Source organism: Sporomusa sp. (assembly GCF_035561255.1).
Taxonomy (GTDB): Bacteria; Bacillota; Negativicutes; order Sporomusales; family Sporomusaceae; genus Sporomusa.
This window is the reverse complement of the sequence record NZ_DATMXX010000213.1, coordinates 1-9,151: the sequence shown is the minus strand read 5'-3', so window position 1 is coordinate 9,151 and position 9,151 is coordinate 1. Positions and strand designations below refer to the sequence as shown.

At 47.7% G+C, this 9,151-nt stretch carries 11 protein-coding genes, 2 tRNA genes and 1 pseudogene; all 14 read left to right on the top strand.

Annotation, left to right across the window (positions count from 1 at the left end):
• Positions 1–698: ABC transporter ATP-binding protein (locus VN379_RS11735; protein ID WP_325534009.1), on the top strand; the 698-nt coding region annotated here is incomplete at its 5' end.
• A 103-nt stretch (positions 699–801) separates the two neighbouring features.
• Positions 802–1,803: an aliphatic sulfonate ABC transporter substrate-binding protein gene (locus VN379_RS11730; RefSeq protein ID WP_325534007.1), complete on the top strand. Its 1,002-nt coding sequence runs from the start codon at positions 802–804 to the stop codon at positions 1,801–1,803.
• A gap of 48 nt (positions 1,804–1,851) precedes the next feature.
• Positions 1,852–2,601: a carcinine hydrolase/isopenicillin-N N-acyltransferase family protein gene (locus VN379_RS11725; RefSeq protein WP_325534005.1), complete on the top strand. Its 750-nt coding sequence runs from the start codon at positions 1,852–1,854 to the stop codon at positions 2,599–2,601.
• Between the two features lie 11 nt (positions 2,602–2,612).
• Positions 2,613–4,160, top strand: coding sequence for an AMP-binding protein (locus tag VN379_RS11720; RefSeq protein ID WP_325534003.1), 1,548 nt, complete (start codon positions 2,613–2,615; stop codon positions 4,158–4,160).
• A 38-nt stretch (positions 4,161–4,198) separates the two neighbouring features.
• Positions 4,199–4,462, top strand: a complete 264-nt coding sequence (locus tag VN379_RS11715) for a 4Fe-4S dicluster domain-containing protein (protein WP_325534001.1) — start codon at positions 4,199–4,201, stop codon at positions 4,460–4,462.
• Positions 4,446–5,618, top strand: coding sequence for a 2-oxoacid:acceptor oxidoreductase subunit alpha (locus tag VN379_RS11710; RefSeq protein ID WP_325533998.1), 1,173 nt, complete (start codon positions 4,446–4,448; stop codon positions 5,616–5,618). The genes VN379_RS11715 and VN379_RS11710 overlap by 17 nt, the downstream gene beginning before the upstream one ends.
• A gap of 1 nt (position 5,619) precedes the next feature.
• A complete protein-coding gene (locus VN379_RS11705) occupies positions 5,620–6,480 on the top strand; it encodes a thiamine pyrophosphate-dependent enzyme (protein ID WP_325533996.1) in 861 nt (286 codons plus the stop codon).
• Complete coding sequence (locus VN379_RS11700; RefSeq protein ID WP_325533993.1) at positions 6,455–6,979, top strand: 2-oxoacid:acceptor oxidoreductase family protein; 525 nt, start codon at positions 6,455–6,457, stop codon at positions 6,977–6,979. The genes VN379_RS11705 and VN379_RS11700 overlap by 26 nt, the downstream gene beginning before the upstream one ends.
• A gap of 267 nt (positions 6,980–7,246) precedes the next feature.
• A complete protein-coding gene (locus tag VN379_RS11695) occupies positions 7,247–7,408 on the top strand; it encodes a hypothetical protein (RefSeq protein ID WP_325533991.1) in 162 nt (53 codons plus the stop codon).
• A gap of 132 nt (positions 7,409–7,540) precedes the next feature.
• Positions 7,541–7,616: transfer RNA gene (locus tag VN379_RS11690), tRNA-Gln, on the top strand.
• A gap of 5 nt (positions 7,617–7,621) precedes the next feature.
• A tRNA-Lys gene (locus VN379_RS11685) sits at positions 7,622–7,697 on the top strand.
• 254 nt (positions 7,698–7,951) lie between these two features.
• A pseudogene (locus VN379_RS25045) lies at positions 7,952–8,098 on the top strand (electron transfer flavoprotein subunit alpha); the annotation flags it as partial.
• Positions 8,099–8,133: 35 nt separating this feature from the next.
• A complete protein-coding gene (locus VN379_RS11675; RefSeq protein WP_325533987.1) occupies positions 8,134–8,550 on the top strand; it encodes a MaoC family dehydratase in 417 nt (138 codons plus the stop codon).
• 373 nt (positions 8,551–8,923) lie between these two features.
• Positions 8,924–9,052, top strand: coding sequence for a hypothetical protein (locus tag VN379_RS11670; RefSeq protein WP_325533985.1), 129 nt, complete (start codon positions 8,924–8,926; stop codon positions 9,050–9,052).
• Positions 9,053–9,151 lie beyond the last annotated feature (99 nt).

Here is a 9,151-nt window from a genome sequence, read left to right as displayed (position 1 = left end):
ATATTAACCTTACGGTAAAGCCGGGGGAGTTTATCAGTATTATTGGCCCCAGCGGCTGCGGCAAAAGTACACTACTCAGGCTTGTTGTCGGTCTGGAGCAGGGATTCACCGGCGAAATACGTCTGGGGGAGAACCTGATTGAAGGGCCGGGAGTTAACCGGGGCATGGTCTTCCAGGAATCCCGGCTGTATCCCTGGCTAACCGTTGAAGAGAATATCGCTTTTGGCTTGGGAACCGGGCACAGCACTGCGGAGAAAAAACGTATTGTCCAGGAGCATCTGGACCTGGTGGGCTTAGCCGGCTTCGTGAAAGCATATCCACACCAGTTATCAGGTGGTATGCAGCAGCGGGTGAGCATTGCCCGGGCATTGGTCAACCGCCCGCAGGTGTTGCTGTTGGATGAGCCGTTTGGTGCACTTGATGCCATGACCCGGATTAATATGCAGCAGGAGATTATCCGCATATGGGAAGCAGAGAAAACAACCATTCTGCTGGTCACCCATGATATTGATGAAGCCATCTTTCTGGGCGACAGGGTTGTGGTGATGTCTAAGCTGCCGGCGACAGCCAAGTCAATCATTCCAGTCGATTTGCCCCGGCCGCGTGACCGCAATAGTTTTGAGTTTGTAAAAATTCGTAAGGCGATCTACTCTGAATTTTTCTCAGATGTTGAAGTACCCTTTGCTTATAGCATCTAAGCAGTCACATACTTACTGATAAAGGGAGGTTAAGGCTCTATATCTACATACACTGAGGCTGCAGGTTTACGTTATAAAATTAAAGAAATAAGGAGTCGATAGTATGGGTAAGAAAAATCTAATTGTAGCTGTTCTAATGTTATTTGTAATTGGTATTTTTGCGGCTGGGTGCGCCGGCAAGGATACCAAGACGGCCGAAGTAGCAAAAAAGACGGAAAAACCCAAAGAGATTCACGTTGCTTACCAGAACTCCAGCATAATCATTCTGCTGGCTAAAGCCAAGGGCCTATATGAAGAAGAGTTTGCTAAAGACGGGGTCGATATAAAATATGATCTTTACTTGTCCGGGCCTCCCATGATTGAAGCCTTTGCCGGCGGACGGGCGGATTTTGCCCACACCGGTGATATGCCGCCGGTATCAGCCCGGGCTGCCGGTGTTGATATCAAGGTAATCAGCCGTGCCGGCTATACACCTGCCGGGAATGCGCTTTTGATTCGTCCGGATTCACCTGTTAAATCTGTTACCGATTTGAAAGGTAAAAAGATAGCCGTGCAGGTTGGTTCGAGTGCTCACCATTTCCTCATTTTACTGCTGCAAAAGAATGGACTTAGTGCTAACGATGTTAATATTGTGAATCTGCCGGCAAGTGATCATCAGGCAGCTTTAGAAACCAAAAACGTTGATGCCATTGCCACCTGGGAACCATGGTCGTCTGTTTTAGAGAATGCGAAAGCCGGCAAGATCCTGGAGGATTCATCCAGCGGGGTCAAACGGTATATTGGCGTATTCCTGGCCCGCAATGACTTTGCTAAACAATATCCGGACTATACCGAGCGCATCCTTAAAGCGAACGAAAAAGCCGCTGCATTTATGAAAACGAATCCCGATGAGGCCCTGGAGCTGATTGCCAAAGAGAGCAAGCTGCCTGTATCGGCGATTGCCAGAATTGTAAAAACCTCGGATTGGGATTCAAAGATTATTCCTGAAGATATTGCTGCCCTCCAGCAGGTAAAAGACTTCCTTAAGGAAACCAAGGTCCTCAAGAAAGATTTTGATATCAATGAATTATTTGATGACCGCTATTATAAAAAGCTTAAGCAATAAATAACAGTGGATACCGGCAAGTGATTTCCTTGTCAGGGGATGAAAAAAATGTGTACTTTAGGGGCTATATACGGTAAATATTTGTTTAAAAACCGGGACATGGAGCCAGGAGCCGGTTTGGCAGAAGATTTGCTGCGTGGTCATGGCCGCTACCGGTATATCGGGGTGGCCGGTCATGCCAGTCCGCTGGAGCGTGGTTTAAACAGCGGCATTAACCAGGCCGGGGTAGCTGTTGCTATGACTTTCGCAGATTATACACCACTTACTGAGGTAATTAAAATCCGGACTCCGCGCGGCGTGCTTATTGAAGATATCCTGCGGAGTGCCGGTAACCTGGCAGACGCTTTGCGGATCGCTGGCGACTGCTTGCTAACTACACCGTTAGTAGGCGGGAATATTGTCATTATGACTCCTGAGGGCGGTGCTGTGATTGAGCAGCTTTATCCTAACTATGCGGTTCAGCTTATCACACAGCCTGTTACTGTACGCACCAATCATTTTCTTAACCTGGCGGTCCCGGGAAAGCTTGCGGTAAACGAAGAAAATAGCAAAATTCGTCTTGCCCGGTGTACACGGCTATTAGTGTCAGCCGCAGTACCGGAACAACCACTTACTGAGGGTTTTTCAGTTGAGAGAATAAGCCAGGTGCTGGCTAACCATGAAGAACCACATCCTATCTGCCGGCATGGCGGTGACGCACAGACCGTATCCACTGCCATCTATGATATTGAAAACCGGGCAATGCATTACGTTTATGGTAATCCATGCGATCATCCATTAGCCCACTATACCGTATAGGGGAGAGGACTATGAGTTTTAAATCCTTGGCTCATCTGATTAAATATCGGGCTTTACATGATTGTGAACGTGTTTTTGTATCATCGCCGGAACAGCAGACTGACTTAACCTACGGAGCGTTTTATCAGGCTGCCCGGAAATTCGCGCAGTACTTAGAGCAACAAGGCTTACAAAACGGAGCACGCGTAGCGGTGATATTAGATAACGGGGTGGATTGGGTACTGGCATTCTGGGGGATTCTTTTGGCGGGCGGGGTTGCCGTTCCGCTTAATCCCCGGTTCAAACCCTCGGAAAGTGGAGGCTTGCTGGAGCAGGCCGGTGTACAATTGATTATTGCAGACGTCGAGGGGGCAAGGGCATTGCCCCCCGAACTGTTTGCAGGTCCGGCCAGGCGTTATCAATCAGGGCACGATGGCCGGCAAGAGCTGCTTATTGTTACGCTGCCTCAGCAGCACCCAAAAACCGTTATAGCAGCGGCTGGGTCAGGGCTTGAGGCAGAAGCGCTCCTGCTATTTACATCAGGATCAACAGGTGTGCCCAAAGGCGTTGTCCTAACCCATGGCAATTTACTGGCTGAGGCTGGTTTTATCCAGCAGGGACACGCGCTGACAGCTCAGGATATCACCTTGTGCATCCTGCCGTTTTTCCATATTAATGGCTTGGTTATTACCCAGATTACCCCTGTGTTTACCGGCGGGCGGGCTATCATACCGCGTAGATTCAGTGCCGGTAGCTTCTGGGGTTGGGTGAACCAGTATCAGGTGACCTGGTTTAGTGCTGTTCCGCCCATTTTATCAATCCTGCTTTCCCGGGATGAGGCTTGCCCTGTTCAGGCACCCAGCCTGCGGTTTGCCCGTTCGGCCTCATCCTCACTGCCTGTGGCGATTCTGCAGGAATTTGAGAAGCGGTACCAGGTACCGGTAATTGAAGCCTATGGCTTATCCGAAGCAGGCAGTCAGGTGGCAACGAATCCGCTGCCGCCTGCAATCAGAAAGGCTGGTTCAGTCGGGCTTGCTGCAGGTAATGAGATTTGTGTGGTGGATGAAAACGGCAATATTACTGCTGCCGGGGTGGCAGGCGAGGTTATTCTCCGGGGGGCTAATGTTACGCAGGGGTATCTTAACAACCCGGCGGCAAATCAGGAAAGCTTTAAAAAGGGTTGGTTCTATACCGGAGATTTAGGCTATTTTGATGAAGACGGCTATCTCTTTCTGACCGGCCGGAGAAAAGAATTAATCAACCGGGCCGGTGAAAAAATTTCGCCCCGGGAGGTAGATGAAGTTCTCTATCAGTTGCCCGAGATTGAGGTGGCAGCTGCAATCGGTGTACCTGACAGCTTGTTTGGTGAGGAGATTGTAGCGTTTGTACAACTGCGTCCAGGCGCCGAGTTGAGTACCGAGAATGTGCTTGCTCATTGCAAAGCGTATCTGGCCGATTTCAAAGTGCCTAAAAATATTATCTGTATTGATGATTTTCCCAAAGGTCCCAACGGGAAAATCCAGCGCCGCATGTTAGTCGAGCTGCACAGCAGACTGACTGTCGACAGGGTAGTAGAATGATCAATGAGATATAGAAGAGAAAGGAGCTGCCGGCTGATATGGTAGCTAAATTACAACCAAGCAAATATGATGTTCAGGTTGACGGCCAAGGCTGTAAGGCTTGCGGCTATTGTATAGAGGTTTGCCCTAAGGATGTCTTTAGCCAGGCTGATTATTTTAATACGAAAGGCTATCGGCCTGTCCAGGTTAAGGCTGCAGATAAATGCATCGGCTGCCGGCGCTGTTTTTTTGCGTGTCCGGATTTTGCCATTGATGTAGATAAAAAACCGGCAGAGGAGGATTGTCGTGAAAAGAATATTTGACACAGGCAATGCAGCGATTACCGAAGCTGCTATTTTTGCCGGCTGTAAGGTTTTTGCAGGGTATCCGATTACGCCGGCAACCGAGATTGCCGAGAATATGTCGCGGCGATTGCCACAGGTAGACGGCTATTATGTCCAGGCTGAAGATGAGTTATCAGCAATGCATATTTGTATTGGCGCCTCCCTGGGCGGGCTTAAAGCAATGACCTCGACCTCTGGTCCGGGCTATATCCTGTTTGCAGATCCCTATGGCTGGGCCTTAGGCAGCGAAATTCCGGTTGTTGTAGTGAATGCCCAGCGGGTAGGGCCGGTCAGCGGCATTACCGGAGCGCCCGGTCAGGGGGAATTTTATCTCAGCCGTTATCCGACCCATGGGGGCAATTTCGAGAGTATTGTATTGGCGCCAAACAGTGTACAGGAAGCCTTTGAACTGACTGTAGAGGCCTTTTATCTTGCTGAACGGTTTAGGATGCCGGTTACTGTGCTGGCTGATCAAATTGTAACAGATGGCTGGGAAACACTGCTGATTCCTGAAACCCAAGCAGAGATAGAAGCAATGGGACTCCGGGTATATCCCCGGAAAATCAATTATGGCCCTGAATTCTATCCTGCAACCGATGAAATTGACGTACCGCCGGTGGTATTAGGACATAACACAGGAGCGGCCTGCTCGGACTGGACGCCTACAGCTGAAGGTTTTGACACCGAAGAGATTGAATGGCAGCATAAGCACGCCCATCGTCTGATTTACAAGGTGAGAAACCATAAGGAGCTTATTACTCGCTATGAAGAGATCGACACTGAGGATAACCCGGATGTTATTTTAGTGGCCTATGGCAGTCCGTCGCGCGTATTAAAAAGCGCGGTAAAAGCCGCCAGGGAACAGGGGCTAAAGGTAGGCGGTATTCGGTTGGTTTCTATCTGGCCTTTCCCTGATGAAGCGTTTGGCCGCAGCGCCAAGTACCTGTCTGTGGAACTTAACTATGATGGTCAGTTGGTGCGGGAAGTGCAGCGGGCAGCTCCGAAAGACAGTGAAATACATTTCTTAGGCCGATGCGGGGAATTGCCTAAGGTTGCGGAATTAGTGGATGCGGCCCGCACCTTAATCAACGGTCAGCCGCTGGAAAGCGTAAAATGGCAGCGGGAGGCTTGGTAGAATGGACTATTTAGCGACAAAATACCTAAAAACGAAAAAAATTCCCAGCACAGCCTGCAGTGGCTGTGGTTTGGGACAAGTGCATAAAAAGGTTTTATTGGCGATTGATGAACTGGGACTTGATACCGGTGATATTGTGTGGGGAACCGGGATCGGCTGTTCCGGCCGGCAGACTTTTAATACCTGGAAGGGTGATAATTTTGCTGGCACCCATGGGCGTGTATATGCGATTGCCACCGGTCTGCGCCTGGCGCTTCCCCCGGAGAAGAAAATAGTACTCACCGTGGGCGATGGCGACGCTTTCGGCATTGGGCTGCTGCACCTGCTGCACTCTGTGCGCAGAAATGTTGATATGACTGTAGTTGTGGCCGACAACTTCGGCTATCAGTCTACCGGCGGCCAGTATGGTTACACAACCCCCAATGGCTCAGTGACCGACAGCAGCCCCTATGGTATGCAGGACCCTAACTGGGTTCAGGACGGTCGGGATATTCTGGATATTTTAAGGGCTGCCGGGGCCGGGTTCTTAGCCAGACACACAAGTGTCGAAGGTCAGAATGCGGTAGAAAGTATTAAGAAGGCAATTCAGTTTAAGGGATTTTCGCTGGTGCATGTAGCCTATCCCTGTATAACCAACTTTGCCGGCAAAGCCCTGGGGTCACGTAAGCCGGTGGTGGCTTACCGCTGGCTTAAAGAGCGGACCAATCCCGAGCCGGCCAAGGCTATCGAGGGGATTACTTTTCGGACAGGTATTTACCACCAGGCCACAGCCAGCCGGCCGGAGTTTTCCGAGCAAATGAGAAATTTTACAGCGGCTGTGCGTAAGGAGGGACAAAATGAAACGAACGGAAATATTGGTTAGTGGCTTTGGTGGCCAGGGAGTTGTCCGGCTAGGCCAGATTTTTAGCACAGCGGCAGTCTATGAAGGGCTGTTTACTACCATGCTGGTGAGCCATGGGACGGAAACAAGAGGCGGTTATGTCCGCAGCCAGATCGTGTTGTCCGGTTCGCCAATCGACAGCCCGGTGGTCGAGACACCTGATTATTTTTGCGCAATGTCAAAGGCAGCCTATACTAAGTTTGGTGCTTTGGTTACGCAGGGTACAATTATTTTTGATCCAGGGTATATCGAACCTGATCCCGGTTTTGTGGCTCAACATACCGCTCTCCCGGCGAGAGAGATTGCGGTCAACGAACTGGGGCGGGACATCTTTGCCAATATTATCTTTCTGGGAATGCTGGGGCAGCAATTAAAAACGGCAATCAGTAAAGAAAGTTTATTGAAAGCTCTGGAGGCGCGGGTTCCAAAATTTGTCGAGGAGAATCAGAAGGCTTTTGAGTTTGGTTATAAGTTTGCTTGATTAGCTGTGAACAGATTGCTGTTATAGCCACGAAGAGCTTTATTGGTTCGAATCAAATGGCAATGCTGTAATTTCGATTCCTAGTGCTTTACTAGTAAAAAAACGCTTCTAAATTATTTAGAAGCGTTTTTTGTTGAAAAGTGATTGAATGCAGGCGGGGTCGGTTTTAAATTCAATGTAATTATTTATTTTATGTTGGCAGGAATATCACTCTTGATATGGAAATAAAAGGTAATGGACAAGCTGGCCAAGAAGAGGGGTGTTACAATGAATAATCAAGCACAGCCACTATTAGTTCCATTTAAGTGTGACAAGTGCGGCAAGGTACTGGCTTGGGCATTGCCTGAAGCTACAGTTTGCTGCAAACAATGCGGTAAATGGGTTAATAATTCTGCTGAAAAAAACACAGAGAATGCAATTACAGCGTAACATCGCAGAGCAAAATAACAGCAATTCAAAACTGAAAAACCAGGAGACTGCAAATTTGCGTGTTTACATTTGACAAAATCTCAATAGTTATGTATAATATCACTTGTGACGTTAGCGTCAAGTGATTTTTATTGGGGCGTAGCCAAGCTGGTAAGGCACGGGACTCTGACTCCCGCATTCGTAGGTTCAAGTCCTGCCGCCCTAGCCATAATTGACTCACTAGCTCAACTGGCAGAGCAACTGACTCTTAATCAGTAGGTTGTTGGTTCGATTCCAACGTGGGTCACCACTAAGAAATGTAGGTGTATCAAGGGTTTATAACCCTTTGGTACACCTTTTAATTTTTTTTTGTTTAAGGTTGCCATCAAGGTAATAGGCATAAAAATAAGCAGTAATACTTGGAAGGTCTTTCTGATGAAGACACAACCACCGTCCCTTTGTCACATGTCTGGCGGAGTCAATGGGCCAGGAACTGGCTGGTGTTCTCGTTGGCAATCAGGTCGAAACCCTAAGCAAAGATCTGTTTGCCAGCGGGGCCGACAAGGTGTATCTTCTGCAGATATCGTAATCGCTATTAACAAAGATGCTGATGCACCGATATTCAAAGTTGCCGACTATGGTATTGTTGGGGACGTCATGGAAGTATTACCGGTCATGATTGAAGAATTTAAAAAATTGCGGCAGGCTTAATTTTATAAGCTGCGCCAGGGAGGGGGGCATAAGTAATGATTCAGAACCTGCAATTTACTGACATCCAAGTGGGGGATAAAGCCAGTATGACGAAAACAGTAACTGAATACGACGTATATGGTTTTGCCGGGATAACCGGCGATTTCAATCCTGTTCACGTCAATGCCGAATTTGCTAAAACAACTATGTTTCAAGAGCGAATTGCTCATGGAATGTTATCAGCTGGTTTTATATCGGCTGTCTTAGGAACTTCATTACCCGGGGCGAATACAATCTATCTGGGCCAGGAACTTGCATTTAAGGCGCCGGTGAAATTTGGGGATACCGTAACAGCTACAGTTGAAGTTATTGAAAAGATAGAAGCCAAAAATCGCTTGATTTTAAAAACTACAGTTACGAATCAAGAGGGGAAAGTAGTTACTGATGGTAAAGCTACCGTGATGAAGAAGTAGCGCAAATGTCGCGCATTAGCATTAAAACCGGAATAATCGCTTTCACACTAAGGTTTTCTGTAGAGTTACAGTTATGTTTTGGCTTAAATAGTATTGGGGATTTAGCAAACAACGAAGTAAAGCGCATGTGTAGGGTATAAAAGCCTCACATGCGCTTTTCGTATTACTAATGAACAAACTACAAATGAGTTCAAGTTACCGTAAGCTGAGTATGTCGCTGCATACTTCGGGATGGGGCGGATTTTATTTTAATCGCTTTTTAAATACAATTCAAAGAATCGGGCTATATAATGATATTGTCAAATTTTCAACTATGAACAGCTTTTCCAACCCCTGTAGCAGCTGGCTATTTTTTTATTAGGTGGTGGTGTCAATGGATAATGTAAACGATAAGATCGAATGCAACTTGACGGAAGAAGAACTACGAGAGTTGTTGGCTGATTTGCCCAATATTATTAGAGACTTGAAGGATGAAAGTGACGACTTGGAAAAAACAGATTAATGATGTGATGTATCAGCCGCCCCTGCTTTAATAGGGCGGTTTTTTGCCGATTATTTTACCACTTGCGCTTGAAAACATCTATTGCAGGTGTGTTTATTT